23 protein-coding genes are annotated in these 25,275 nt (G+C 71.3%); 10 read left to right on the forward strand and 13 right to left on the reverse strand.

All coding sequences use genetic code 11. The annotated features are described in order from the left end of the window. Nucleotides 1-12 precede the first annotated feature (12 nt). Together HD596_RS11510 and HD596_RS11515 are read right to left on the reverse strand one after the other, a co-directional pair. Complete coding sequence (locus tag HD596_RS11510; RefSeq protein WP_185069248.1) at nucleotides 13-936, reverse strand: hypothetical protein; 924 nt, start codon at nucleotides 934-936, stop codon at nucleotides 13-15. Beyond that, nucleotides 927-1,247, reverse strand: a complete 321-nt coding sequence (locus tag HD596_RS11515) for a hypothetical protein (protein ID WP_185069249.1) — start codon at nucleotides 1,245-1,247, stop codon at nucleotides 927-929. Before HD596_RS11515 ends, HD596_RS11510 begins: the two co-directional genes overlap by 10 nt. 139 nt (nucleotides 1,248-1,386) lie before the next feature. Here HD596_RS11515 and HD596_RS11520 point away from each other — a divergent pair, with 139 nt between their 5' ends. Next, complete coding sequence (locus HD596_RS11520) at nucleotides 1,387-1,773, forward strand: YbaB/EbfC family nucleoid-associated protein (RefSeq protein ID WP_185069250.1); 387 nt, start codon at nucleotides 1,387-1,389, stop codon at nucleotides 1,771-1,773. Nucleotides 1,774-1,787: 14 nt separating this feature from the next. After that, nucleotides 1,788-2,165 carry a YbaB/EbfC family nucleoid-associated protein gene (locus tag HD596_RS11525; protein ID WP_185069251.1) on the forward strand — a complete coding sequence of 126 codons (378 nt, stop codon included), beginning with the start codon at nucleotides 1,788-1,790 and terminating at the stop codon, nucleotides 2,163-2,165. 1 nt (nucleotide 2,166) lies between these two features. Here HD596_RS11525 and HD596_RS64720 read toward each other — a convergent pair whose 3' ends face one another. Both HD596_RS64720 and HD596_RS11535 read right to left on the reverse strand, forming a co-directional pair. Then, the gene (locus tag HD596_RS64720) at nucleotides 2,167-3,243 is read right to left on the reverse strand and encodes a sensor histidine kinase (protein WP_185069252.1); all 1,077 of its coding nucleotides are present in this window, start codon (nucleotides 3,241-3,243) and stop codon (nucleotides 2,167-2,169) included. Nucleotides 3,244-3,296: 53 nt separating this feature from the next. Then, the gene (locus tag HD596_RS11535) at nucleotides 3,297-5,240 is read right to left on the reverse strand and encodes a family 10 glycosylhydrolase (RefSeq protein ID WP_313043635.1); all 1,944 of its coding nucleotides are present in this window, start codon (nucleotides 5,238-5,240) and stop codon (nucleotides 3,297-3,299) included. A 324-nt stretch (nucleotides 5,241-5,564) separates the two neighbouring features. Between HD596_RS11535 and HD596_RS11540 the strand changes: the two genes are divergently transcribed. From HD596_RS11540 to HD596_RS11550, 3 genes are all read left to right on the forward strand, one after another. Further along, nucleotides 5,565-7,079, forward strand: a complete 1,515-nt coding sequence (locus HD596_RS11540) for a golvesin C-terminal-like domain-containing protein (RefSeq protein WP_185069253.1) — start codon at nucleotides 5,565-5,567, stop codon at nucleotides 7,077-7,079. A gap of 105 nt (nucleotides 7,080-7,184) precedes the next feature. Continuing rightward, on the forward strand, nucleotides 7,185-8,108 hold the full coding sequence (locus HD596_RS11545; protein WP_185069254.1) for a DUF4258 domain-containing protein: 924 nt from the start codon (nucleotides 7,185-7,187) through the stop codon (nucleotides 8,106-8,108). Between the two features lies 1 nt (nucleotide 8,109). Next, complete coding sequence (locus tag HD596_RS11550) at nucleotides 8,110-8,352, forward strand: DUF2283 domain-containing protein (protein WP_185069255.1); 243 nt, start codon at nucleotides 8,110-8,112, stop codon at nucleotides 8,350-8,352. 7 nt (nucleotides 8,353-8,359) lie between these two features. Here the strand turns inward: HD596_RS11550 and HD596_RS11555 are convergent, their stop codons facing one another. Genes HD596_RS11555 through HD596_RS11575 form a run of 5 tightly spaced genes read right to left on the reverse strand, consistent with a single transcriptional unit; the run spans nucleotide 8,360 to nucleotide 13,083 of the window. Then, on the reverse strand, nucleotides 8,360-9,118 hold the full coding sequence (locus HD596_RS11555; RefSeq protein WP_185069256.1) for an SDR family NAD(P)-dependent oxidoreductase: 759 nt from the start codon (nucleotides 9,116-9,118) through the stop codon (nucleotides 8,360-8,362). A gap of 20 nt (nucleotides 9,119-9,138) precedes the next feature. Further along, nucleotides 9,139-9,717 carry a TetR/AcrR family transcriptional regulator gene (locus tag HD596_RS11560; protein WP_185069257.1) on the reverse strand — a complete coding sequence of 193 codons (579 nt, stop codon included), beginning with the start codon at nucleotides 9,715-9,717 and terminating at the stop codon, nucleotides 9,139-9,141. A gap of 38 nt (nucleotides 9,718-9,755) precedes the next feature. Next, the gene (locus HD596_RS11565; protein WP_185069258.1) at nucleotides 9,756-10,976 is read right to left on the reverse strand and encodes a hypothetical protein; all 1,221 of its coding nucleotides are present in this window, start codon (nucleotides 10,974-10,976) and stop codon (nucleotides 9,756-9,758) included. Next, nucleotides 10,973-11,482, reverse strand: coding sequence for a SigE family RNA polymerase sigma factor (locus HD596_RS11570; RefSeq protein ID WP_185069259.1), 510 nt, complete (start codon nucleotides 11,480-11,482; stop codon nucleotides 10,973-10,975). The genes HD596_RS11565 and HD596_RS11570 overlap by 4 nt, the downstream gene beginning before the upstream one ends. A gap of 53 nt (nucleotides 11,483-11,535) precedes the next feature. Beyond that, complete coding sequence (locus HD596_RS11575) at nucleotides 11,536-13,083, reverse strand: IucA/IucC family C-terminal-domain containing protein (protein ID WP_185069260.1); 1,548 nt, start codon at nucleotides 13,081-13,083, stop codon at nucleotides 11,536-11,538. A gap of 81 nt (nucleotides 13,084-13,164) precedes the next feature. Here HD596_RS11575 and HD596_RS11580 point away from each other — a divergent pair, with 81 nt between their 5' ends. After that, nucleotides 13,165-14,670 carry an IucA/IucC family protein gene (locus HD596_RS11580; RefSeq protein WP_185069261.1) on the forward strand — a complete coding sequence of 502 codons (1,506 nt, stop codon included), beginning with the start codon at nucleotides 13,165-13,167 and terminating at the stop codon, nucleotides 14,668-14,670. Between the two features lie 19 nt (nucleotides 14,671-14,689). On the opposite strand, the gene HD596_RS11585 is transcribed toward HD596_RS11580, so the two are convergent. Beyond that, nucleotides 14,690-15,778: a sialidase family protein gene (locus HD596_RS11585; RefSeq protein ID WP_185069262.1), complete on the reverse strand. Its 1,089-nt coding sequence runs from the start codon at nucleotides 15,776-15,778 to the stop codon at nucleotides 14,690-14,692. A gap of 167 nt (nucleotides 15,779-15,945) precedes the next feature. Between HD596_RS11585 and HD596_RS64725 the strand changes: the two genes are divergently transcribed. Continuing rightward, entirely contained in the window at nucleotides 15,946-17,352 is a 1,407-nt protein-coding gene (locus HD596_RS64725; protein WP_313043644.1) for a dihydrolipoyl dehydrogenase family protein, read from the forward strand. A gap of 12 nt (nucleotides 17,353-17,364) precedes the next feature. Here the strand turns inward: HD596_RS64725 and HD596_RS11595 are convergent, their stop codons facing one another. The 3 genes from HD596_RS11595 to HD596_RS11605 form a co-directional block, all read right to left on the reverse strand. Next, nucleotides 17,365-17,769 carry an STAS domain-containing protein gene (locus tag HD596_RS11595; protein ID WP_185069263.1) on the reverse strand — a complete coding sequence of 135 codons (405 nt, stop codon included), beginning with the start codon at nucleotides 17,767-17,769 and terminating at the stop codon, nucleotides 17,365-17,367. A 151-nt stretch (nucleotides 17,770-17,920) separates the two neighbouring features. After that, nucleotides 17,921-18,931, reverse strand: a complete 1,011-nt coding sequence (locus tag HD596_RS11600; RefSeq protein WP_185069264.1) for a hypothetical protein — start codon at nucleotides 18,929-18,931, stop codon at nucleotides 17,921-17,923. Then, entirely contained in the window at nucleotides 18,928-20,127 is a 1,200-nt protein-coding gene (locus HD596_RS11605; RefSeq protein ID WP_185069265.1) for a hypothetical protein, read from the reverse strand. Before HD596_RS11605 ends, HD596_RS11600 begins: the two co-directional genes overlap by 4 nt. 391 nt (nucleotides 20,128-20,518) lie before the next feature. On the opposite strand from HD596_RS11605, the gene HD596_RS11610 reads away from it, so the two are divergent. From HD596_RS11610 to HD596_RS11620, 3 genes are all read left to right on the forward strand, one after another. Next, nucleotides 20,519-22,663: a transglycosylase domain-containing protein gene (locus tag HD596_RS11610; protein ID WP_313043648.1), complete on the forward strand. Its 2,145-nt coding sequence runs from the start codon at nucleotides 20,519-20,521 to the stop codon at nucleotides 22,661-22,663. 202 nt (nucleotides 22,664-22,865) lie between these two features. After that, nucleotides 22,866-23,837 (forward strand): LacI family DNA-binding transcriptional regulator, encoded by a 972-nt coding sequence (locus HD596_RS11615; protein WP_185069267.1) that lies wholly within the window; start codon nucleotides 22,866-22,868, stop codon nucleotides 23,835-23,837. After that, the gene (locus HD596_RS11620; RefSeq protein WP_185069268.1) at nucleotides 23,824-25,083 is read left to right on the forward strand and encodes a serine/threonine-protein kinase; all 1,260 of its coding nucleotides are present in this window, start codon (nucleotides 23,824-23,826) and stop codon (nucleotides 25,081-25,083) included. Before HD596_RS11615 ends, HD596_RS11620 begins: the two co-directional genes overlap by 14 nt. Nucleotides 25,084-25,275 lie beyond the last annotated feature (192 nt).

Raw genomic sequence — 25,275 nt, forward strand, 5'->3', positions numbered from 1 at the left:
GCGCTGTCGCGGTCAGCCATTATTTCTCCGCCGCTTGTTCGGGTTCAGCGGGATCCTACGCCGCCCGCCGTGATTGGCCGCCCCCTCGTGCCTGTCCTTGGAGGATTTGCGCGCGTTGCTGTCATGCGGTTTGCGGTTCTGCTGGTTGAGCCCATTGTCCTCGCCGCGCTTACCCTTGCCTCGACGCCCTCCGCTCTGGCCTTGGCCCTGGTCGCCATTGCCATTGCCATTGCCATTGTTATTATTATTGTTATTGTTGTTTTTCTTTTTGCCGAAAGTGGCGATGTTGGGGTTGTCCAGGTGGTCGCGGCCCGCGGTGGCCGGCCGCATCGGGACGTTGCGTCCGCCTGCGCCGGCGAGTGCGGGAGTGCCTCCGGGGCCGCCGGGGCGGCGGAGGTTGTCCAGGACGCGGCGCATGGGTTCGGTGATGCGGCGGCGGATGATGGGGGCGATGACTTTGCCGGTGCCTTCGCCGCCTTCGTGGAGGATCTTGCCGACGGCTCTGCGGGCCATGAGGGTGCGGGCGGTGGCGTAGGTGACGCCGAACGCGCCGCCGAAGGCGAGGGCTTTGTAGACGGCGACGGTGGTGGAGATGGCCTGGGTGCCGGCGGCGACCTTGACCGCCGAGACGACGGAGGCGCCGGCGTCCAGGACGGCGGGGGCCAGTTTCATGGCGTTGCCGGCCTGGGCGAGGTGGCCGCCGCCGTCGCCGCCGGTTCTGGCCCAGTGGGCCTGGGCGCTGGCGCCGCCCTCGCCGCGGTAGACCTGCTGCACCCCGCGCATCGAGGCATCGGCACCGCTGGCGGCCGGCACGCTCGCAGCCTGCGCGACCCGCGACGCGTTCCCCTCAGCCCTTACGTCGTCCTCGTCGAGGTTCGGCCACGGACCCAGCATCGCCATCATCCCGGCCGCCGCCGGGGGCAGGGTCACACCCATGTGCGGCCGAGCTGCTCGGTGTTCTGAACGTTGGCGGCCTCCGTCTCGGCCGTGTTCCTGACCGCCTTCTGCAGGCCCTCGCCGGTCCCGCTCATCTCCGCTGACAGTCCGGTGAGCGCGGCCATCGCCGTCGCGCGGCATTCGGCGTACGCGTTGGTGAAGACGGCGAACAGGCCGTCATCCCCCCAGGAGGACACCCCGTCCCCACGTGCCTTGAGCGGCTGGAGAGCGGCGTCGTAGTCCTCACCATGGGCCCTGATCCGCGAGGCTTCCTGCCCCACCGCCCCCAGAGCGATCTCGAGTCCCGTCATGGCGAATGACCATATAGTGACATATCACGGTCTGCGCAACATTTCGCGTTAATGAGCGCCACATCGCCGAGTAATGATCTTGCTGGGGTGTGTCTAGACTTGGCCACCTGGTCCGCTCTCCTGACCATCGGAGGTCGCCATGTCCTTCCCCACGCCCGAGCAGGACGCCGCATACCTGGAGGATTACTTCGCCCAGGGCCGGCGGGCCATCCGTGACCTGCGCGCGGCACAGGCCGCCATCCAGCAGTTGGAGGGCCAGGCCAAGAGCAAGGACGGGCTGATCGAGGCGGCCGCCGACGGGCTGGGCGGGCTGACCCGCCTGCGCATCGACCCGCGCGCCCTGCGGCTCGGCGAGGCGACGCTCGGACGTGAGGTGACCGCCGTGCTCCAGGCGGCGCAGGAGGACGCGGCCCGCAAGGCGGGAGCGATCGCGGACGAGGCCATGGGCGCCGCGAACCTGCCCGAGCCGCTCGACGAGACGTTCGTACGCCGGCGGGTCGAGCAGGCGGCCCGCGATCTTCTTTAGGCTCGGAGGCAAGTGTGTACGGCCATCCCTACGACCCGGCCAACATCAGGGAACAGGACGTGGACGAGGTCGCCCGCCAGGGTGAGCGGATGCTGGCCTGGCTGGAGACGGCCCAGGAGGACCTCGAAAAGATCGTCGGCACCGGCGAGGCGGCCGCCGGCCAGGTCAAGGCGACCGTCGACGTCAACGGGCGCGTCCTGGACGTCCGGTACGGCCCGCGCGCGACCCGCCTGAACAGCCACGAGCTGGCCGAGCAGACGCTCGCCGCGGTGGGCGAGGCGTGCGCGGACGCCCAGCGCCAGACCCAGGACCTCATGCGCGAGGCGCTGCCCGGCTACGACCCCGTGGAGGCGAACGCCCAGTTCGAGCGGGTGCTTGACGACTGGCGGTGACCTACGAGGTGGGGAACGTCGCCTCGACCCGGAAGCCGCCCTCCCGGTCCTCCCCGGCCTCCAGGGTGCCGCCCACCAGCTCCACCTGCCGCCGCAGGTCCGGCAGCCCCATCCCGGGCCCGGCGCCGCCGACCCAGGCGTCCGGCTGCCCGGGGGTGTTGCGCACGGCGATCCGTACCGATCCCGGGCGATAGCGCACCAGCACCAGGACCTCCGCCCCGGGCGCGTGCTTGCGGACGTTGGTGAGGGCCTCCTCGACCACCAGGTACGCGGTGCGCCCCACCACGCCCGAGACGGGCACCGGCGTGCCGTCCACCACCAGCTCCGCGGGGACGCCCGCGGAGGCCGACTCGGTGACCAGCGGCCGCAGGTCGGGCAGCGGCAGCCCCAGGTCGAAGCCCTCCCCGGTGCCGCGCCGCAGCAGCGCCACCATGTGGCGCAGCTCGTCCAGCGCCTCGAAACCGGTCGCCCGGATCTCCTCCGCCGCCGCCCGCGCGCGCTCGTCACGCGCCGCCATGGCCAGCACCCCGGCCTGCAGGACCATCCGGCTGACCCGGTGGGTCACGACGTCGTGCATCTCGCCCGCCAGCCGTTCGCGCTCGACCCGCTGGGACCGCTCCGCCAGCTCGCGGTGCAGGCGCTCCCTGACGGCCACGTACATGCCGTACAGGGTGGCCAGGGCGAGCGCCGCCTCGGTGCGCAGGATCAGCGGCAGGCGGTCGGGGAGTGACAGGACGGCCAGGGCCAGGATGATCACTGGCAGCCAGCATTGGATGCCGCGATACCGCTCGGCCGCGAACGCCATCGCGCCGTACGCGGCGAAGGCGCCCGTGGGCGGCCAGACCGGCGCCCCGTCCGGCAGCGGCACGTGCCAGACCACCGACAGCACGGGCAGGGCGATCGCCGTACCCGCGCTGACCCAGGCGACGGTGAGCGGTGCCCTGCGCGTCCAGAGCACCGGCACCGCCGCCGCGAGCAGGACCACGAGGACCGGGCCGGTGTAGCCGGTCGCCAGCGTCAAGCCTCCCGCGGCCAGGACCGCGACCGCGTCGATCGGCCGCGGACGGACACCGTCCACCGGCTCATCGTACGATCACGCACCGGCCCTGCCCAGCCTCCAGCCGACTGGGGTCAGATCTTGGTGATGCGGACGGCGTCGGCGATGACATAGCCCGTCCCCGAGGTCCACCGGCTCACCCCGACCACGTTGTACGTGCCCGCCGCCAGCGTGTACGTGCCCAGCACCCGCCACTGCCCGCCGCCGGTGCGCTGGTCCACGGTGACCGTCTGGTTCCCGCCGGAGGCGGCGACGATGTACGGCGTCGCGCTGTTGTAGCCGGAGTCGGCCGGATACCACACCTCCACCCGGTACGTCCCGGCGCTGGGGATGGTCGTCTGGTACCAGGCGGGATCGCTGGCCGAGACCGGGTTGGCGAAGCGGTAGTCGTCGCCGTGCAGCTGCCCGGAGAAGGCGGACGTGCCCCAGTTCGAGCTGGCGGTGAAGCCGGGGTCCGAGTTGTCGATCACGACGCTGAACCCGTCGCCGGACGATCCCACGGGCTTGCCCGCGCTGGGCGCGCTCTCCTGGTGCGTGCGGTTGAGGGCGGTCACGTAGTACGTGAACGCCCCGGAGGCGGCGGACGGGTCGGTGAAGGACGTCTTCCGCGTCGTCGTGACCAGGTTGCGGGCGTCGGCGAAGGAGCAGGGGTCCGCGGTGGACTGCAACCCGTTCACCCGGTACACCGCGTAGTACGTGCCCGAGCCCGTCCACGCGAGCTGGACGCCGGTCGAGCCCTGGGTGGCCGAGGTGATCGCGGGCGCGGGCGGCGCCGCCGCCGAGCCGCGGGCGGGCAGCAGCGCGGGCCTGGTGTAGTGGGCGTTCATCACCCGGGTGATCGACCCGATCCGGTCCGCCTTGACGTCCTTCGCGCTGAAGAAGATGTCCCCGGCCACCTCGGGATGCCGGCGGTTGTCGGTCAGGTGGTCGCTCAGCTCCGCCGGGTCCTGCCAGGCGGCGTCCTGCCCGGAGGCTCCGGCGCGGTAGGCGGCCTGGCCGACGACGAGCTGCACGCCGGTGCCCCGCACCTGGTCGGACCACCAGGCCGTGAGCACCTCGTAGGCGGCGGCGGAGAAGCCGATGTGCCAGTAGATCTGGGGCGCGATGTAGTCCACCCAGCCCTGCTTGACCCATTTGCGGCTGTCGGCGTAGATCTCGTCGTACGACTCCAGCCCCGACGTGCGCGAGCCCAGCGGGTCGCTCGCGGCGTTGCGCCAGATGCCGAACGGGCTGATCCCGAACGCCACGTGCGGCTTGGCGGTGTGAATGCGTTGGCCCAGCTCCTGCACGAGCAGGTTGACGTTGTTGCGCCGCCAGTCCGCGATCTTGCTGAACCCGCCGCCGTGCTGGGCGAACGTGCCCGAGTCGGGGATGGTCTGGCCGTCCACCGGATAGGGGTAGAAGTAGTCGTCGAGGTGCACGCCGTCCACGTCGTACTTGGAGACGGCGTCCATGATCGCGTCCTCGATGAAGGCGCGGACCGCCGGGATGCCCGGGTTGTAGTAGAGCTTCCCGCCGTAGGCGAAGCGCCAGTCGGGATGCTGCCGCGCCGGGTGCGTGGACACGAGCTTGTTCGGATCGGCGTGGTTGGCGATCCGGTACGGGTTGAACCAGGCGTGGAACTCCAGGTTGCGCGCGTGCGCCTCGTTGACCATGAAGGCCAGCGGGTCGTACCCGGGGTTCATGCCCTGGGTGCCGCTCAGCCACTGCGACCACGGCTCGAACGGTGACGGCCAGAACGCGTCGGCCGTGGGCCTGATCTGCACGACCACGGCGTTCATCCGCTTCTGCACGGCCAGGTCCAGCCACGCGCGGAACTCGGCCTGCTGCTTCGCCGCGCTCAGCCCGGTGTCGCTGGGCCAGTCGATGTTCGCGACCGTGGAGATCCACATGGCTCTGAGCTGGCGTTTCGGGGTGGCCGCGTCAGGCGTGCAGGCGGCCGCGGCGGCGGAGAAAGTGGAGGTCACAAGGTGGACGAGTACGGCGAAGGCCGCGAGAGCGGTACGCAGCGCGATCACGAAGAGAAGTTTCAGCGCGTTCAGAAGAAAGTGCAATAGTCTTCACCGCTTCGGTGGGGCCCAATCTCGGGGCGCAGAAACACGCACCACGTCAGGCGCGCCCGCTCTCTTTGCAGCGGCACTCATACCTCTTCCCCGGGGACGACCTCGACACCGGACGATCGCCGTCAAAGGGGCGAAAAGTTTCACCTAACACGCGAGTAATGTCAATTATCGACATATGTCAAGGCGTGCCATACGGTGGGCGCGTCTAGCGGTCCACCCCGGAGGTAGCGGGTTCCGCGCGCCGACGGTGCGCCGCTTACCACCAACGAGGAGCTCCCCATGACTCTCGCCCGCACGCGATTAGCGGCCCTCGCCACCTCGATCCTCGCCGTCCTCCTCATCGCCGCCGGCCAGCCCGCCCTGGCAGTGGCCAAGGACAGCCCGCTCCAAGCGGCGTTCGCCAAGGCGGCCGCCGCTCAGGACGTCCCCCGCGACCTGCTCGTCGCGCTCGCCTACGCCGAGACCCACCTCGACGGCCACAAGGGCGAGCCCAGCGCCAGCGGCGGATACGGCGTGATGCACCTGGTCAGCAACCCGACCAACCACTCGCTCGAGAAGGCCGCCGAGCTGACCAAGCTCCCGGCCGACAAGCTCAAGGCCGACGACGAGGCGAACATCCTCGGCGGCGCGGCCGTGCTGCGTTCCCTCGCCGACGGGCTGGGACTCGACGAGACGGCCAGGAAGGACGCCGGGCGCTGGTACCAGGCCGTGGCCAAGTACGGCAACGCCACCTCGCCCGAGCTGGCCCGCCTCTACGCCGACGCCGTGTACGAGCAGCTCGGCCTCGGCATCGACATCCGCGGCGTCCAGGTCAAGCCCCAGGAGGTCACCGCCGACCGGGGCGAGCTCGCCAAGGCCCGCCAGCTGAACGCGCAGGCGGAAGTGGCCAGCCCCGACTACCCGCCGGCCGCCTGGGTGGCCGCCAGCTCCAGCAACTACACCGCCTCCAGCCGCCCGTCGTCCTACGCCATCGACCGGGTGATCATCCACGTCACCCAGGGCTCGTACGCCGGCACCATCTCCTGGTTCCAGAACTCCGCCGCGCAGGTCTCCGCCCACTACGTGGTCAAGTCCTCCAACGGCGCCATCACCCAGATGGTGCGTGACAAGGACATCGCCTGGCACGCCGGCAACTGGACCTACAACACCAGGTCCATCGGCATCGAGCACGAGGGCTACGTCAACGACGCCTCGTGGTTCACCGACGCGATGTACCGGGCTTCCGCGGCCCTGACCAAGGCCATCTGCGACAAGTACGGCATCCCGAAGGACCGCAGCCACATCATCGGGCACAACGAGGTCCCGGGCGCGACCCACACCGACCCGGGCTCGTACTGGAACTGGACCACGTACATGAACTACGTGACCGGTGGCGGCACCCCGTCGTGGTCGACGACCATCGACAACACCACCTCCGGCCAGTTCACCGCCAGCGCGAACTGGGGCACCTCCACCTACTCCAGCCAGCGCTACGGCGCGGACTACCGCTACGCCGACCCCGTCGCCGCCAGCGATCCGGCGTGGTACTCGGCGACCATCCCGAGCGCGGGCACGTACCGGGTCGAGGTCTGGTATCCGGACGATCCCGGGTACAACAGCTCGGCGCCGTTCATCGTGGCGGCGTCGGGCGGCAACCAGACCGTCTACGTCGACCAGCGCTCCGGCGGAGGGGCCTGGAAGAGCCTGGGCACCTTCTCGCTCAGCGCCGGCACGTACAACGCCGTCGGCGTGAGCCGCTGGACCTCGGGCACGGGCTACGTCATCGCCGACGCGGTCCGCATCAGCCGGGTCTGAAGAAGTCCGTACGGCTCGCTCCCTTTGTGAGGGGGCGAGCCGTACTGATTTTTCTGTCCCGCTATGGTCATCTGGCATGACGGAACTTGAGACTTCAGGCCGCCCATGGCTGTAGTGCTCCCCCCAGAAGCCGCCGGGATGATGGCGATGCTGGGTCCGTGGCCGAACCTCGACGAGGACGACGTAAGGGCAGAGGGCAACGCGGCCCGGCTGGCCCAGGCCGCTAGCGTGCCGGCCGCCAGCGGTGCCGACGCCTCGATGCGCGGGGTGCAGCAGGTCTACCGCGGCGAGGGCGGCGCCAGTGCCCAGGCTCACTGGGCCAGAACCGGCGGCGACGGCGGCGGCCACCTGGCCCAGGCCGGCAACGCCATGAAACTGGCCCCCGCCGTCCTCGACGCCGGCGCCTCCGTCGTCTCGGCGGTCAAGGTCGCCGCCGGCACCCAGGCCATCTCCACCACCGTCGCCGTCTACAAAGCCCTCGCCTTCGGCGGCGCGTTCGGCGTCACCTACGCCACCGCCCGCACCCTCATGGCCCGCAGAGCCGTCGGCAAGATCCTCCACGAAGGCGGCGAAGGCACCGGCAAAGTCATCGCCCCCATCATCCGCCGCCGCATCACCGAACCCATGCGCCGCGTCCTGGACAACCTCCGCCGCCCCGGCGGCCCCGGAGGCACCCCCGCACTCGCCGGCGCAGGCGGACGCAACGTCCCGCTCCGGCCCGCGGGCCACGGTGCGCCGACCGGCCCCCGTTCCGTCCAGGACGGCATGGCCAGCATGGGCCGCAACAACAAGAAGGGCCGCAGCACCGGAGGCGGTCGCGGGTACGACACGCGGCACGCCGCAGAGCGCAAGGAACAGCGTGACATCAGCGACTCCGACGTCAACCGGACGCTGTCCGAAGGCACCAAGAAGCCCGGCAAGACGCCGGGGACGTCCGAGTACGAGGGGAAGGACGGCGTCGTCGTGATCCGGAACAACTCCACCTTTAAGATCGTCACCACCTTCAGGCGGAACAGGAACCGGGGTTGACGTGCGCATCGAACACGACGACGAGAACGACGTCGCCTACATCTACCTCGTGGACCGCATCGGGCCGGGCGAGGCGGCCAGGCAGATCGTGGTCGAGGCCGACGGGGTGCCGGGCGAGGTGATCCTCGACCTGGACGAGCACGGCGTGCTGCTGGGGCTGGAGATCCTCGGCGCGTCCCACGTCCTGCGGCCCGAGACCCTGGCCACGGCGGCACACGACGACGACGCCGACACCACCGAGTGACCCCGGTCTAGGCGGTGGCGCCGCCGTCGATCACGTGGTCCTGGCCCACGACGAAGCTCGACTCCGGCGACGACAGCCACAGCGCCGCCGCGGCGACCTCCTCCGGCGTGGCGACCCGGCCGATCGGCAGCGCGCCCCTCATGCGCTCGTCCCGCTCCTCCCGGGTCTCGCCGGGCCGCGTCGCCATGGGCGAGTCGATCGGGCCGGGGCTGACGGCGTTGATCCGTACGCCGTCCGCGATGTGGTCGCGGGCGGCGGTGCGGGTCAGGAAGCTCACCCCGGCCTTCGAGGCGGCGTACGCGGCGGCCCCGGGCAGCCGCCAGTGCGCGCCCAGGTTGGAGGCCACGTTGACGATGACCCCGCCGCCGTGGGCGCGCATGTGGGCGATCTCGTGCTTCATCGACAGGAACACGCCCTTGAGGTTCACCGCGAGCGCGGTGTCCCAGACGTCCTCGTCGTAGTCGGCCAGCGGCGCGAGCATGCCGAAGACGCCGGCCGCGTTGAGCGCGACGTCGAGCCCCCCGTACCGGGAGACCGCGGCCTCGACCATGGCGGCGACCTCGGCCGACCGCGTGACGTCCACGGCGAACGCGCTCGCCCGCCCGCCCCGCTCCTCGATCACCTTCACGACCTCGGCCAGCCTGGCCGTGTCGCGCCCCGCGACCAGCACGGAAGCGCCCTCACCCGCGTACGCCAGCGCCGCGGCCCGTCCCAGGACGCCGCTCGCGCCGGTGACCAGGGCGACCTTGCCCTCAAAGCGATTCATCTATTCCATACCAATCGTTCTCAAATTTGGATGGCAACCATGGCCTGCTCGACCGCGTCGCGCAGGCGGCGCGGATCGGGGTCGGCCCGGCCGAGGACCTTCACGCCCTGCAGCAGCACGAGCAGGAACCTGGCCAGCGCGTGCGGGTCCTTGCCCGCCGGGATCTCGCCCTGCGCCCGCGCCCTGACCAGGGTGGCGGCGAGCAGGGCCTCCAGCCCCGCCCAGCTCTCCGTCACCTTGCGGGACACGGCGGCGTCGCGCGTGGCGAACTCCACCGCCGTGTTCACGACCATGCAGCCCCGCCGCAGCTCGTCGGCCAGGCACTCCGCGACGTACGAGTCGAGGAAGGCCCGGACGGCGGGCAGCGCGGGCCCCGGCTGGGACAGCCGCTCGACCACGTTGTGCTGCTCCAGGTAGCGCTCCAGCGCCTTCAGGTAGAGCTCGCGCTTGCCGCCGAAGGTGCCGTAGATGCTCGCCCTGGCGATCCCGAGGTGCTCCACGAGGTCCGCCATCGACGTCGCCTCGTATCCGCGTTCCCAGAACAGCTCCAGAGCCTTCTGCAACGCGACCTCGGGATCGAACTCCTTGCTCCTCGCCACGGGTGCCAAGCTAGCACATTTGAGAACGATCGATCCAGTTACCTAGGAGTGAGCACCCATCGCCAGGAGCCGTCCTTGTCGGAGTCGCGGTTCGCGCTGAGCTGCGTCGTCCGCCGGCCGTCCACGCTCACCAGGACCAGCCCGTTGTTGAACTCGCTCTGGCACGACCCGGCGCACCCCAGGGCGAGGACGTTGTCGTCGTCGGCCCAGGCGTGCAGCTGCAGCACCTTTTGCTGTCCGACGACCTGGCCCGTCCCCGCGTCCGTGATCTTGGTCGGCAGGCCGTCGGGGCCCAGGACCAGGCGGCCGTTCGGGGAGGTCGCCGAGATGCCCGAGTAGTCCACGTACCGCTCCCCCTTGGGCCACTCCGCCTCTTCGCCGTCGAGGGTGTAGAAGACCCGGTCCGGAGTGGTGCTGGTGGGGGCCCAGAGCATCGTGCCGTCCAGGCTCCAGCCGAGATCCTGCCGGCCGTTCCCGTTGAAGATCTTGTCGTCGGTGAGCATCGCGTCGGCCATCGGCGGCAGCTCGTGGTAGGCGGCCGTTCCCGCCTCGGCATCCACGATGTAGTAGCCGGTACGGGGGCTGTACCCGGTCGGGTCCACGTGGTCGCCCTTCCCCCGCTCGACGTCCGGATAGCTGGAGTACGCCGTGGCCAGGACCTTTGTGCCGTCGGGGGACCACGCGACCGACCCGACCGGGTGTTCCAGGTCGATCCACTTGAGGATCTGCCGGGTGTTCAGGTCGAGGATGCCCAGCCGCCTGCTGATCAGCTCCCCCTCCAGCACGGCGGCCACCTGCAGCCCCGGAGCCACGTCCACCCAGGCCCACGAGGTCTCCTCGTAGCCCTCGGTCCGCGGGTCGTACAGCGACCAGGTGCGCCTGACCCGCTGCTCGTCGTCCGAGACCCGCTCCAGCCTGGTGGTGTAGTACGCGGACACGGCCATGCGTCCCGCGGCGATCAGCTTCACCGGCGGGCTGTGCTCCGTGTCGGTCCGCACGTCGGTCGGCGCGGGCGACGGGCGAGGGGGCAGCGTGACGCCGGTGGCCGCGTGCATGGTGGCCTGCGGGTCGCGTAGGGCCGGCTCGGTGCCGCGCAGGCCCACGGCGAACACGGCGACCGCCGTCACCAGCCCCACGGCCACCGCCGCCATGCCGGCGGGCTTCCAGGCGCGCCTCCGCAGCGCCCGGTCCGCCAGGTCGTGCGGCACCCTCGTCTCGTCGGCCCACTCCTGCAACGTGTCCCTGAGCAGTCGTGTCATTGGGCCACCTCCAGTTCCCGGGCCAGTTCGGGGGCGATCTCGCGCAGGCGGGCCAGCGACCTGTGCGCCGTGCTCCTGACCGTTCCGACGGAGCAGCCCAGCGCCCGGGCCACCTCCCGCTCGGGCAGGTCCTCGAAATACCGCAGCACCAGCACGGTGCGCTGCCGCGCCGTGAGCCGCGCCAGCGCCGACCGCAACACCATGCGCAGCTCGCTCTGGTGGTTGAGGTCCCGGTCCGCCAGCTCGGGCGGCGCCGCCTGCACGACCTCGCCGCGCCGCCGGCTCGCCCGCCACCAGCTGATCTGCTGGCGGTACATGATCTGCTTGGCGTACGCCTCGGGCGCCTCCACCCGCCGCCACCGGCTCGCCAGCTTCGCCAGCGCAGCCTGCACCAGGTCCTCGGCCGCGTGCTGGTCACCACCGGTGAGCAGGAACCCGAGCCGCATGAGTGCGGGGGAGCGCGCAGAGACGAACTCGCGGAAACGTTGTTCGTCCGCGACGTCCACGATCACCTCCAGGGGATAGTCGTCACCCCCTCAGACGCCCTCTGGCCACCCCGCTATGCGTCTTCCACCAAAGCCAGAGGGTTGGGTACGGGCACGGCCCGCATGTCGCCGCCCCCGGCGTTCAGCCAGCGCAGGAGCAGGTTGGCCTTGGCCGGGATGTGGGTGGCGGCCAGCAGATCGCGCAGCTCGTCCGGATCCCCGTGATCCTTGCCGCACCCCGTGAACACCGTCCTGGCCCGTGCCCACAGCTCCTCCCGCAGCCCCGGATGGCGCTCGGCGACGGCCCCCGCGATCTCGCAGAGGTTGTTGGTCACCAGGCAGTACACCAGCCGCTCCCACGCCCGCGCACTCCCGACGCCCTTCAGCGACGGGTGCCGCTCCGCGACGAGCTTGACCCCCTCGTGGTCGCGGAAGAGGGCCTGCGCGGGAAGCCCGCGCTCGTCGACCGCGATCAGCACGTTCTGCAGGTGGCACTCCAGCACGACGCCATGGTGGAAGTAGGCGTGCAGGAGCGGGGGCACCACGTGGTCCAGGTACCGCTCCCACCACACGAGCGCCAGCTCCTCGCCCAGCCCGTCGAGCGGGTTGCCGGGGAAGCCCTCGCTGATCCCCGCCGCGAGCAGCACGGTCAGCCCCGGGCGCACGTGTTCGCGCAGCCCGTCGCGGACGATCACCGCCAGCGCCTCCCCGCCGTCCCCGTCCAGCTCGGCGCTGCGGTAGCCGCGGTCGCGCAGCACGGCGGGCCGGGCCACGTGGTCGGGCAGGTCGTCGAACGCCTGTCCGACGACCTCGGCGACCACGGCCAGCCGGTTCAGGTCGCGCAGCCACAGCCGCCGGAGGTCGTTCGTGATCCGCACGTCCAGGCTGAACTTGCAGAACAGGTCCAGCTCGGGGAGGTACACCGTACGGATCGACGAGGTCGGCGAGGCGCGAACCCCGGTGACGCCCACGTGGCGAAGCGGCGGGCCGCCCAGCAGCGCCACCTGCCAGGGGTGCGCGGGCAGCAGGGCCAGGCCGTCGCCGGGAGGCGGCCCCAGCCGGTCGAGCGCGCCCGCCTCCCCCGCCTCCACCAGCTGCCCGGCCGGCACGCCGAACAGCGGCAGCGCGAAGCTCGCGTACGCCTCCGGCGAGTACGGGAGCCAGGCCCCGGGACCGGCCCCGCCGCGGGCCTTGGGCGCGGGGTGGTAGCGATGGCCGGCGACGAGGGCCTGTTCGGAACGCAGGTAGAGGTCCGCGGGCGGCGTCGCGGCCCGCCTGGCGGCCAGCAGGGCGGCCATGACGTCCCGGCTGTGCGCGATCTCGGCGGCCAGCGTGTCGTTGCCGGCCCCGGTCCCCGCACGCAGTTCGGCGGCCGTCAGCGCGACCAGGTCGTCCAGGGAGAGCGGGCGCCAGCCGTCGGGGGTGCGCCGCTCGGCCCGGTCCGGGAACCGCCCGCCGGCGACGCGCAGCAGCCGGCCGGTCGCGGGCAGCAGGAAGGCGCCGGCGCCGGCGGGCCGGGCCACTTCGCGGATCAGGCAGTTGAGCAGTGCCGTCGTCGCGAGGTTCGCGGCGTCTGTCTGTGCCTCTCGCGGGAGAGGGAGAAGGCCGTCGGTAGGTGCCATGGCGACCTTATCCCTACCCTTTGTCCGTATTGGTGCCAACAGGGTAGCCACTGGGTGGGTTTTCTGGAAATGGTGGGAATTATGAGGCGTTGGGAGGCGGAATTCGCGGCCGACCTTTCCCTGGTGCGCCCGGACCTCTCGGCGGCGTACATGGCGGCCCTCCCGGACGCGCGGGCCGCCGTACTGGGCCGCCTCTGGCGCGGCCTTCTCCACGAACCGCTCCCCGGGCTCCTGCCCACGCGGGGACAGGCCCGCGTCGAACTGGCGGACGGCCGCGTGCTCACCGGGCGGGCGCGGCAGCCGTACGACCTCGGGGGCGAGCCGGCGCTCTGGCTGGACGGCCACCCCCACACCCACCCCGCCGAACTGCTCGCCGCCCTCGGCCTGCCCGGCACCGCCGGGCTGGTCGAGGACCTGGACAACGGCGTGGCCTCGCTGGCGCTGTCCCGCGCGGAGCCCGCCCGCGTCCCGGCCACCCCCGAGGAGTACGAGCAGAGCGTGGTGGACGGCCATCCCTACCACCCGGGCTGCCGCAGCCGCCCGGGCGTCTCCGTGGCGGAACAGCTCGCCTACATGCCGGAGCACCACGCCGTCGTCCACCTGGACCTGCTCGCGCTGCCCGCCGCGGACTGCCTGGTCTCGGGCCCGTGGCCGGCCACGCTCATGAACGGCGACCGGCTCCTGCTCCCCGTGCACCCCTGGCAGAGCGCCCACGTGCTGCCCGCCCTGGGCCTGCGTCCGCACGTCACGGGCGCCGTCCCGGCCCGCCCGCTGATGTCCGTACGGACCCTCGCCCCTCTGGACGGCGGCCCGCACGTCAAGACGGCGTTCAGCACCCGGATGACCTCCGGCGTCAGGGACATCTCCCCCGGCTCGGTACGCGACTGCGTCCACCTGTCGGACCTGCTCTCCACCCTGTCCGCCCGGCTGGGCGGGCGGCTCGGCATCGCCCGCTACCTGGCCGGCGCCGCCGGGAAGGTGAACGGCGAGCACAGCCCCGACGTGTCGGCCATGCTCCGCGAGCCGACCGGGAACGCGATCCCCGTCGGCGCCGTCACCCGCGCGACCGTGCGGGACCCGGCGGCCTGGCTGGCCGCGTTCGCCCGGCTGGTCTGGAGGGACGCCCTGGGCCTGCTGGGGCTCGGCGTGGCGCTCGAGGCGCACGGCCAGAACCTGCTGGTCGAGCTCGGCTCGGACGGCCTCCCGCGCCGGCTGGTCTACCGCGACCTGGCCGACGTCAGGATCAGCCCGGCCAGGCTCGCCCGCCACGGGATCGAGGTGCCGCCGGTCAGCGCCCGGCTGCTCACGGACGACCCCGGGGCGCTGCACGCCAAGCTCTTCGGCGGGCTCGTCGGCACCACGTTCGGCAGCCTGATCGCGCTGTTCTGCCAGGGCGACCGGGCCGCCGAGTCCCGGCTGTGGGACGTCGTGGCCGCGGCCGCGCGCGCCGCGGAGTTCCCGTGCGCCGAGGACCGCCGGGCCCTGTTCGGCCCGCGCCTCACGGTCAAGGCCCACCTGCTCGCCCGTCTGGAGGGCGCGCCGCCCGGCGACAGCTGGACCAGGCTGCCCAACCCGCTCGCTGCGTAACGGGTCAGCGTTTGTCGGATCAGGGGGCGAGTTCGGCGATGGGGAGGCGGCGGAAGGCGATGCTCTCGTACGGGCCGAAGTCGCCGGTCTCGAACAGCAGGCCCACCGTGTCCCCGTCCACCCGGACCAGGTCGGAGTAGGCCGCCGGCAGCCCCGACACCGTGTGCGCGACCCGCCAGGTCACCCCCAGGTCGTCGCTGGCGCGTACGGTCATCAGCGCCCGCGCGTCCGGAGCGGCCGGCCCCGAGAACAGCAGCACGTCCGGCGACGAGCACCACAGCGTGCTGCCCTCCACCACCGGCCCCACCAGCCCCGCCTGGGGCCGGAAGGGCAGCATGAGGGTCTGGCCACCGTCGGCCGAGTAGGCGTCGGCCCTGGTGCCGGGGGCGGTGGACTCGGTGCGGGTGTTGAGGTAGAGGCGGCCGTCCGGCAGCTCGGTGGCCGTGGTCTCGTTGACGTTGACGTATCCGTCCGGGTTGTCGTCGACGTACCCGATGCGCCAGGTCTGGCCGCCGTCGTCGCTCAGCAGCCCGTGGCCACCGTTGTACTTGCCCTCGGTCCCGTTGTCGGGCCCGGCGGGCGGCAGCGAGTGGTTGGCGGGCACCACGATCCGCCCGCTGCGCAGCGCGACGGCGTGCCCGGGAGCGGTGGCGTACCAGCGCCACTCGGAGCGCTTCACGCTGCCGGTGATCTCGCGGGGCGCCGACCACGTGACCCCGTCGTCCGAGCTGAGCTGCACGAACACCCGCCGCCCGTCGGCCGCCGCCACCTGGCCGCGCCGGATCTTGTCCTCGGTGGCCTGCGGCCCCTGCCTGACGAAGACCAGCACGATCCGGCCGTCGGCCAGCGCCACGGGCGCGGGGTTGCCCGCGGTCCCCCGGCGCGGCTCCGTGGCGACCACCTGCAGCGGGCCCCACGTCCTGCCGCCGTCGGTGGAGCGCCTGAGCACGACGTCGATGTGGCCGGAGTCCCCGGCCGAGGCGTGCCGCCCCTCCGCGAACGCCAGCACGGTGCCCGCCTTCGTCACCACCGCCGCAGGGATCCGGTACGTGTTGTAGCCGTCCGTCCGCTGCCGGTACGGCACCGACGTCGGGTAACGATCCGCCATGCGGGCACGCTACGGCCGCCGGGTGAACGAGACGTGAAGATGAGTGTGACAGGCGGTGGAGGAGGGATGTAAGCGACAGAGGGGGCATCCGACCGGCCTGCCCCCAGCAGGGCCGGGCCGGCGGCATGAAAGAGTTCGGTTCATAAGCGAGTGCTTCTGGAGGCGTGGTGGCTGACGAGTTCGACGTCATCGTGATCGGTGGCGGTCCCGCCGGTGAAAACGTCGCGGACCGGGCCGTCCGCGGCGGCCTGACCGCGGCGATCGTCGAGGAGCGGCTGGCCGGCGGCGAGTGCTCCTACTGGGCGTGCGTCCCCAGCAAGGCGCTGCTGCGGCCGGTCGACCTGATGGGCGAGGTGGCGAGGGTCCCCGGGCTCTCGCTGGGGCCCCTCGACGTGGAGGCCGTGCTGGCCCGGCGCGACGAGGCCGTCTCGAACTACAGCGACTCCGGGCAGGTGGGCTGGATCGAGGGCGTGCCGGCCGAGTTCGTACGCGGGCACGGGCGGCTCGACGGCCCCAAGCGCGTACGCGTCACCACCGAGGACGGCGGCGAGCGGGTGCTGACGGCCCGGCAGGCCGTCGTCCTGGCCACCGGCAGCACGGCGGCCGTCCCCCGGGTTCCCGGGATGGTCGAGGCCGAGCCCTGGACCAGCCACGAGGTGACCGCGGCCCGCTCCGTGCCCGAGCGGCTGGCCGTGCTCGGCGGCGGCGTGGTCGCCTGCGAGATGGCCCAGGCCATGCACGGGCTCGGCGCGCGGCAGACGACCGTCCTGGTGCGCGGCGGCGGGCTGCTGGCCAGGATGGAGCCGTTCGCGGGAGAGCTGCTGGCCGACTCGTTCGCGGAGGCGGGCATCGAGGTGCGCACCCGCACCGACGCCGTCAGGATCGAGCGCCCCGAGCGCGGCGGGAAGGTGACGGTCCACCTGTCCGAGGGGCCCCCGGTGGAGGCCGACGAGCTGCTGGTCGCGACCGGCCGCCGGCCCGCCACCGGCGACATCGGGCTGGGCACGATCGGCCTGCCCGACGGGAAGTACGTCGAGGTGGACGACAGCATGCGGGCGACCGGCGTCCCCGACGGCTGGCTGTACGCGGTCGGCGACGTCAACGGGCGCGCGCTGCTCACCCACATGGGCAAGTACCAGGCCAGGATCTGCGGTGACGTGATCGCCGCGCGGGCGCGTGGCGACGAGCTGCCCGCGATGCGGGATCTGGCGGACGGGTTCGGCGCGCCGCAGGTGGTCTTCACCGACCCGCAGGTCTGCGCGGTCGGCAGGACCGAGGCGGTGGCCCGGGAGGAGGGGTTCCGGGTGCGCGTGGTGGACTACGAGCTGGGCTCGGTCACCGGGGCGTACCTGCTGGGCGACGGCTACCGCGGCCGGGCCAGGGCCGTGGTGGACGAGGACAGGAAGGTGCTGCTCGGCGTCACGTTCGTCGGGCCGGGCACGGCCGAGCTGCTGCACGGCGCCACGATCGCGGTGACGGCCGAGGTGCCGCTGGAGCGCCTCTGGCACGCCGTCCCGTCCTTCCCGACGGTCAGCGAGGTGTGGCTGCGCCTGCTGGAGGCGTACGGCCTCTGACGCCCGGAGGGGTCAGCGGCGGGGGGTCGAGAAGCGCGGGTGCGAGAGCGACGGCGAGCCGCGGGCCGGGTCGTCCAGCATCAGCTCCGCCACCGTCTCCTCGACGCTCTCCCGCAGCTCCACATGCGACAGCAGGTCCGTCAGCCGCAGCACCGACAGCAGGTGGTCCGACGGCCGGACCACGATGATCCGGCCGCTCCCCTGCTCCTCCATCCGCTGCATCGCCATGGCCAGCACCCCAATGATGGACGAGTCGTAAAAGTCCAGATCACCAAGATCGAACACGAGCACGGGTCCCGCGCTCCAGTCCCACACGGCGTTGATGCGGGCACTGAAGCGGACCCGGCCCGCGTGGTCGAGCTCGCCGCCGGCGCGCAAGACCGTGCAATGGAGGTGCCGGATCGTCTCGATGTACAAGCCGTTCCTCACATAAGAACGACTGCCCCCTGAGCGGCATAATCACGGATTGTCGCGATTTTTTAGGCGGCGGGGCCTTCCGGGTGGCCGAGCGGCCCGTCCAGCAGCTTGCGCAGGATCGCGGCGAGCCCGCCCGAAACGCCCATGGCCGTCAGATCGAGGCCAGGCCGCTCGCAGCCGACTCCAGCGTCGGCACCGCGCCCAGGCACTGGCCCATCATCACCAGGTACGGCGAGTTCGTGGGGCTGGGCAGCGTGAGCTCGGTGATGTTGCCGTCCGTGCGCAGCTCGGGCAGCCCCGCGTCCCCGTCCCTGATGCTGATGACGCGCTCCACCGGCGGCGCCGCGATGCCCAGCAGCTTCCTGGTGGCGTGACGCATCCAGCGCCACTCGCTGTTGACCCGCCGCCACGTCGCGGGGATGAGGCTGGCCGGCTCCGCCTTCGTGCCCAGCCTGAGCGTGAGGCGGCCGCTCGACCCGAACGTGTCCTTGAGCACCGGGTTGACCACGAACATGCCCGCGCGCAGCACGCGCGTGCCCTGCCGGTTGCGGTTGGCCAGGCCGCCCGCGCTGATCAGCGAGCACACCTCGCAGCGCAACCCGTCGAGCGTGTCGGGGTCGAAGTCCACCGCCGGCGGCTCCTCGAACACCACCTTGTCCAGCCGCAGCCCGGCCACGCCGTCGGCCATGACGTGCCCCGACACGGCCTGGCGCACGTCCTCGCAGACCCCGTCGCCCTCCGTGATGTCGAGCACCTCGACGCAGATCAGCCCGTCGTCGGGGATCTCCTCCGCCGTCAGGTCGAAGGCCACCTGGGCGTGCGCCCGCCGCCCCCTGAGCAGCACGCACTGGCGCAGCCGGCCCTGGGAGCGCACCTGTACCAGGCGCGGCTGCAGGCCGAGCGGCTCGGTCCTGCCGGCGTACCAGCCGCTCACGGACCGGTCGTCGGTGGACAGCGACACCAGCACCCGCAGCGGGCGACCCTGCGCCGAGACCTTGAACCCGGCCAGCCCCGAGGTCTCGAACCTGCCCACGATCGAGCTGCCCCGCTGCAGCCTGTCGATCACCTGCAGCGCGGCGATCTGGCCGCTGCGCAGGTGGACGGGCGGGATCGCGGGGAGGATCAGCTGGTCCAGCTCGGTGGCGGATCCTGGGGTGCTCATGGGGTGCTCCTCGTGAATGACGACTCTTCCGGCTCGTGGAAACTGCTCATGGGGTCTTCGTCGGGGCGGACGACATCGCCGAACCGTGGGAACCGGTCAAAGGTGTTCCTGATGAACGGCCCCGCCGGGTCGTGGAAGTCGAAGCGCGTGAGCATGGGTTCGCGCCTGGTCCACATGCGGGCGACCGCGCTGTAGAGAGGGTCTCCGTCGCGCTCCACGTGCCACAGGTTCACGGCCAGCGCCCGCGCGTAGTCGACGCCGTACTCCCAGTGCGGCAGGAGCTGGGTGGGCACGTCCGCGCCGCAGCGGCGCAGCCAGAGCCACAGGCGGGCGCGGTCGCGCTGCTCGGGCTCCAGGATGGACTCGCCCTTCTCGTGCTTGGCGATGGCCTCGTCCAGCCACAGGCGGATGTCCGACGGGTCGCGCGCCACGTGCGTGCCGCCGCAGGAGCTGCCCACCGACCAGCCCGCCTGGACGACCGGGATGCCGAACGCGGGCAGGTCGCTGTCGCTGAACGTGACGCCCACGTCCGCCATGCTCCACAGGAGGTTCGTGGACAGGGCGCCCGTCACGCACCTCACCCGGGAGTGCGGGTAGCCGACGGGGTCGAGGAACAGCCAGTTCGCCGAGGGGTCCGACGAGGCGAAGTCCACCGTCGACTGGAACAGATCGGTGTCCTCGCCCGGGGTGTGGCCGAAGACCGCGATGGTCGGCCGGTTCGGGTCCAGGCCCAGGCGGGCGCAGCCGTAGTCGCGCAGCTGGCGGCGCTCGGTCTCCGTGCGGATCTGGTAGCCGCTCTTGGCCCGCCAGGCCGTCCGCTCCGCGCCCGGCCTGATCAGGTCCCGGTACGGCCAGACGTGCCGCTCGAAGAACGCGCCCACCCTGGCGGGCAGCTCCTCGCGGAACGAGCAGGGCCCCTGGTCGGGGAAGATCGCGTACGCCTTGAGCGACCCTGTCCCGTGGACGTGCACGACCGGGATGTCCCTGATCACGTACGGATCCGCCCGGCTGGTGACCAGCGCGGCCGGCGGCACCCTCGGCCGCCCGTCCCCCTCGGCCCCGAACACCTCCGCCAGCCTCCGCCACTCGGGCTCGACCAGCGCGAACAGCCGCGCGGAGAGCAGCTCGCAGACCGCCTTCGCGACCATGAGCGTGCGGACCACGACTCTGATGTCCTGGTCGAACGCCTCGGCCACGACGCAGCTCTCACCACTGGGACTCTCGCCCCAATATGTCCTCGCAGCAGCGAGCAACCGATCGAAATGCTCGCCATCTCCGGCACGACGCATAAGTCCCCCCACCATGACCGGCAGGAAACAGACATTGCCAGACGGGCACACGCCCACCCGCGCGTCAACACGCTTCTTTGCCCGCACCTGGCAGAAACTGAAGATCGTCACACGTGCCACAGCGGCCCCACGCAGCACGATCCGGCGTTACGACGCCAGAGCCGGAAAAATCCCGCTTCCCGGCGCGAACAAACTCGCCCCAAGCAGCGTCCAAGCTTTTACCGAGAGCACGTCATGGCGGGGTTTAGGATGCACCCTAATGCCACGAGGGGGAGGTTTTACCACCATGGGTTCCCGTTTGTCGAGTATCGCGCGCCTGACCGGGGCGGCGGCAGCGGCTGGTGTGGTCGCCGCGGCCATCGCACTGCCCGCGGTCGGAGGCACCGGAGCGATGTTCGTCTCGGCATCCGAGGATCTGGGCATCAAGGCACGGGACCTCAAGGAGCCGCCCCTCGCGGAGCGGACGACGGTGCTGGACGCCACGGGCAAGCCGATCGCGACGTTCTACGAGGAGTACCGCGAGAACGTCAAGCTCGAGGACATCGCCGAGATCATGAAGACGGCCATCATCTCGATCGAGGACTACCGCTTCTACGAGCACGGCCCGATCGACATCGAGGGCACCGTCCGCGCCCTGGCCAAGAACTTCGCCTCGGGCGGCATCGCCCAGGGCGGCTCGTCCATCACCCAGCAGTACGTCAAGCAGGTGCTGCTCAACTCGGCCACCACCGCCAAGGAGAAGAACGCGGCCCTCGAGGCCAGCTACGCCCGTAAGCTCAACGAGCTGCGCTACGCGATGGCGATCGAGCAGAAGTACACCAAGGACCAGATCCTCGAGAAATACCTGAACATCGCGTACTTCGGCGCCCGGGCCTACGGCATCGAGGCGGCCGCCAAGCGCTTCTTCGGAGTCAAGGCCGCCGACCTGACCCTGCCCCAGGCCGCCACCCTGGCCGGCGCCGTGCAGGACCCGCTGCAGACCGACCCCAGCCGGGGCAAGGAGTTCAAGGAGCGGCTGCTGTCCCGGCGCAACGTCGTGCTCGACCGGATGGCCGAGCTGAAGAAGATCACGCCGGAGCAGGCCGCCGAGGCCAAGGCCACCAAGCTCGGCTACAGGGGCACCCTGCTGCCCGGCGGTTGCGAGGCCAGCGACTTCCCGTACTTCTGCATGTACGTCCGCAACGAGATCCTCAGCAACACGGACTTCGGCAAGACGAAGAAGGCCAGGACCGCGTTCCTCAACCGGGGCGGCCTGGAGATCAAGACCACGCTCGACCCGAAGATGCAGAAGGCCGCCGAGCGGGCGATCAAGAAGCACGTGTTCGCCTCCGACAACCCGGTCGCCTCCGAGGCGCTCGTCCAGCCGGGCACGGGCGCGATCAAGGCCATGGCCGCCAGCCGCAAGTACGGCACCAACAAGCGCAAGAACGAGATGTCCTACAACCTCGTCGCCAACGCGGAGCACGGCGGCGGCACCGGCTTCCAGGCGGGCTCGACGTTCAAGACGTTCACCCTGCTCACCGCGCTGGGCCAGGGCATGAAGATCAACGACGGGATCTCGGTGGGCGACGGCTACCGCGCCCCCGCCTACTGGTCGTTCAAGAACTGCAAGAGCCAGAACATGGGCGAGCCGGGCTTCACCGTCACCAACGCCGAGGGCGGCGGCGGTGGCTTCAAGTCGCTGGCCACCGGCACCTGGGGCTCGGTCAACACCTTCTTCATGGCGCTGGAGCAGAAGGTGGGCCTGTGCAACGTGGTCAAGACGGCCAAGTCACTGGGCATCGAGCGCTCCGACGGGCTGCCCCTGCAGGAGTACGAGACGTTCACGCTCGGCATCAACGAGATGGACCCGGTGACCGTGGCCAACGCGTACGCCGCGATCGGCGCGCGCGGCAAGTACTGCGAGCCGATGGCCATCTCCTCGATCAAGGACCGCTACGGCAAGGTCACGAACTACAAGCCCAAGTGCAAGCAGGCGCTCGACCCCGAGGTCGCGGACGCCGCCTCCAGCATCCTGTCCGGCGTGTTCACCAAGGGCACCATGAAGGGCGTCGGCGGCATCGGCCGGCCGGCCGCCGGCAAGACCGGCACCACGGACGAGCAGTCCACCGCCTGGTTCGCCGGGTACACCCCCGACCTCGCGGGCGCGGTCAGCATCGGTGACCCGCGCGGCGCGGTGACGCACAAGCTGAACAACATCACCATCGGCGGCCAGTACTATCCCTCGGTCTTCGGGGCCTCCATCCCGGGGCCGATCTGGAAGGACACCATGCTGTCCGCGCTCAAGGGCATCCCGGCGACGGACTTCACCCCGGTGAACACCGCGCGCTTCGGCGGCTGCGGTGCGAGCTGCCAGCCCCGGCAGCCGGTGCGCCCCCAGCCGGAGGACAACACGGACGGCCCACTCGACGAGGCACAGATCGGCACAACGGTGACCCGCTGACCGGATACGGCGAAAACAGACACGCAAATATTGCGTGATCAACGTTCGACACAAAAACAACTGTCGGCCGGCAGGGCCTCTAGCTGAGCAAATTCGGAGTGCGTCCGCACAATGGGACGCACTCCCAGCAAAGGCCCTATTAACAGCGACGAAACATTGGTAACGTGGGAGCGCTCCCAGGATCTTTTCCGCGAGGTGCTCCATGACCGAGCAGCCCACACTGGCACAGGTGGCGGCCGCTGCAGGGGTTTCCCCCGCGACCGCATCTCGAGTCCTCACGGGCTCGGTGCGGGTCAGTACCTCGACCCGCCGGCAAGTCTACGACGCCGTGTCCCGCATGGGATACGTCCGCCAACGAGCCCCCAGGGGAACGGCCGCCAAGACCATGGCCGACGGCGTCACGGTGGTGATCTGCGACCACCTTCCACGCCTGTTCTCCGAGCCCTACTACGCACGGCTCCTGTCCGCCGCAGGGGCCGTGATCGCCGAACACGGCACCCATCTCATGGTGACCACCGTCACGCCCACGTCGTCCGTACTGCCCGCGTTGTCCGGGGCCGTGCTGATCGTGGGCGCGCGCGAGCGCCACCCCCTGGCGATCAAACTGTCCACCTCGGGCGTCCCGGTCCGCAACATCGGCCGCCCGCCACACGATCTCAAACTCCCGTACGCCGACGTGGACAACCTCGACGGCGGGCGCCAGGCGGCGGAGCACTTCCTGCTGTCCGGCCGCCGCAACGTCGCCGCCATCGGCGGGCCACCATCCTTGCCCGGCGCACGCGACCGATTAGAGGGCCTGGTACGCACCCTCAGGCAACAGGGCGCGCCCGACGTGCCCGTGGCCTACGGGGACTTCACCGCGGCCTCCGGCACCCACGCCATGCAGTGGCTGTTACGCCACGCCCCAGGTCTGGACGCCGTCTTCGTCGCCTCGGACCTGATGGCGGCAGGCGCGATCCAGGCACTACGCAGGGCCGGGCGCAAGGTGCCGGCGGACGTGGCGGTGATCGGGTTCGATGACGCCCCGGTCGCCAGGCACACCGTCCCGGCCCTGACCACCATCCGCCAGCCCGTCGAGGAGCTCGCCACCGTCGCCACCCGGCTGCTCCTGACGGGGGCCGCGGGGATCGACCCCGTACTCCCTACAGAACTGGTCGTCCGTGAGTCGGCTTGAGCCGGGGGACGTACTGGCCCGCAGGTATCTGTTGCTGGATCCGCTGGCCCGCGGGGGCATGTCGGTCATCTGGCGTGCCTTCGACCAGTCCCTGCACCGGATGATCGCCGTAAAGGTGCTCACCGCCTCACTTCATGCCGGCGGCGGCGAGCGCGTCAGCGCCCGCAGCGAGGCGCGCGCCGCCGCCCGGTTCATCCATCCCGACTCCATCGACATCTACGACTACGGCGAGACCGTCACCACCAACGGCGGCGTCGCCGCCTACGTGGTGATGCCGCTGCTCGACGGCACGCCGCTGGCCGAGCGCATCGAGCAGGGTCCGCTGCCGTGGACCGAGGCGGCGGCCATCGCGCTGCGGCTGGCCCGGGTCCTGATGGCCGGGCACGCCCGCGGCCTGGTCCACCGGGACGTCACGGCCGAGAACGTGCTGCTCACCGCCGACGGGCCCAAGCTGCTCGACTTCGGCATCGCGGCCTGGGCCGGGGATCCCGACGACGAGCGCGGCACCCCTCCCTACGTCGCCCCCGAACGGCTGCTCGGCGCGCCGACCCATCCCGCGGTCGACGTGTACGCCCTCGGCGTGCTGCTGCACACCATGCTCACCGGGCGGACGCCGTACCCGGAGACGACGTGGGAGGAGATCGAGGCGGCGCGCAGGACGTATCCACCGCCCCGCGTCGCCGGCGTGCCGTACGCCGTGGCCTCGCTCTGCCAGCGCTGCCTGGCGGACCGGCCGGACCGGCGGCCGACCGCGGCCGAGATCGTCTCGGCGCTGACCTCCGCGCTCGGCGCGGCGAGCCTGGCTCGGCACGTCAGACGCGGCCTCACGGTCGCCGGTTCGGCGGCCGTCGCGCTCTCGGCCCTGCTGTGGTTCCAGCAGACGGGGCTCCAGCCGCACCCGCCAGAGCCGACGCCGACGCCGGAGGTGTCGGTCAAGACGTCGCCGACCACCCGGCTGATCGAGAGCTCGCCGGCCACGGCGATCAGCATCGAGCAGGCCGTGGACGGCTTCAACACGGTGCTGGAGGCCAGGACGCCGTGCGGCGCGACCGACGCGGACGTGGTGCTGGACCTCAAACAGGTGCTGCGCGGTGCGGTGGGGCCGCACGGCCCGAGCGTGGCGAGGACGGACAGCCTGCGCCGGAAGCTGTCCGACCGTTTCGGCGAGGGGCGGCTCGCACCCGCCTGCCTGAGCGAGCTGCAGGCCAGGCTCGACGACATCGACGCCGCGCTCGATCGGGATTGACGGCCCGGGTTGAGGAGGGGTACGGCAGCACCCGCCGTACCCCTCTAATACGCGGTCCGTACCCCTCGCAAAGCACGCCGCGCGCCACATCCCCCGATGGGAGCGCTCCCAGAGTAGCGTCTGCACCGGATATGACCAAGATCGAATGAAAGTTTCACGGCGCGTTGTCGACGTCGTGCGGGGCGTGATTCA

The organism is Nonomuraea jabiensis (assembly GCF_014204795.1).
In the GTDB taxonomy this organism is placed as follows: domain Bacteria; phylum Actinomycetota; class Actinomycetes; order Streptosporangiales; family Streptosporangiaceae; genus Nonomuraea; species Nonomuraea jabiensis.

Coding starts and splice junctions, on each gene's coding strand:
- HD596_RS11515 (WP_185069249.1), bottom strand. CDS start 1,247: ATGACGGGACTCGAGATCGCTCTGGGGGCGGTGGGGCAGGAAGCCTCG.
- HD596_RS11580 (WP_185069261.1), top strand. CDS start 13,165: ATGAGGCGTTGGGAGGCGGAATTCGCGGCCGACCTTTCCCTGGTGCGC.
- HD596_RS11565 (WP_185069258.1), bottom strand. CDS start 10,976: ATGACACGACTGCTCAGGGACACGTTGCAGGAGTGGGCCGACGAGACG.
- HD596_RS11520 (WP_185069250.1), top strand. CDS start 1,387: ATGTCCTTCCCCACGCCCGAGCAGGACGCCGCATACCTGGAGGATTAC.
- HD596_RS11575 (WP_185069260.1), bottom strand. CDS start 13,083: ATGGCACCTACCGACGGCCTTCTCCCTCTCCCGCGAGAGGCACAGACA.
- HD596_RS11545 (WP_185069254.1), top strand. CDS start 7,185: ATGGCTGTAGTGCTCCCCCCAGAAGCCGCCGGGATGATGGCGATGCTG.
- HD596_RS11540 (WP_185069253.1), top strand. CDS start 5,565: ATGACTCTCGCCCGCACGCGATTAGCGGCCCTCGCCACCTCGATCCTC.
- HD596_RS11555 (WP_185069256.1), bottom strand. CDS start 9,118: ATGAATCGCTTTGAGGGCAAGGTCGCCCTGGTCACCGGCGCGAGCGGC.
- HD596_RS11585 (WP_185069262.1), bottom strand. CDS start 15,778: ATGGCGGATCGTTACCCGACGTCGGTGCCGTACCGGCAGCGGACGGAC.
- HD596_RS11600 (WP_185069264.1), bottom strand. CDS start 18,931: ATGAGCACCCCAGGATCCGCCACCGAGCTGGACCAGCTGATCCTCCCC.
- HD596_RS11615 (WP_185069267.1), top strand. CDS start 22,866: ATGACCGAGCAGCCCACACTGGCACAGGTGGCGGCCGCTGCAGGGGTT.
- HD596_RS11510 (WP_185069248.1), bottom strand. CDS start 936: ATGGGTGTGACCCTGCCCCCGGCGGCGGCCGGGATGATGGCGATGCTG.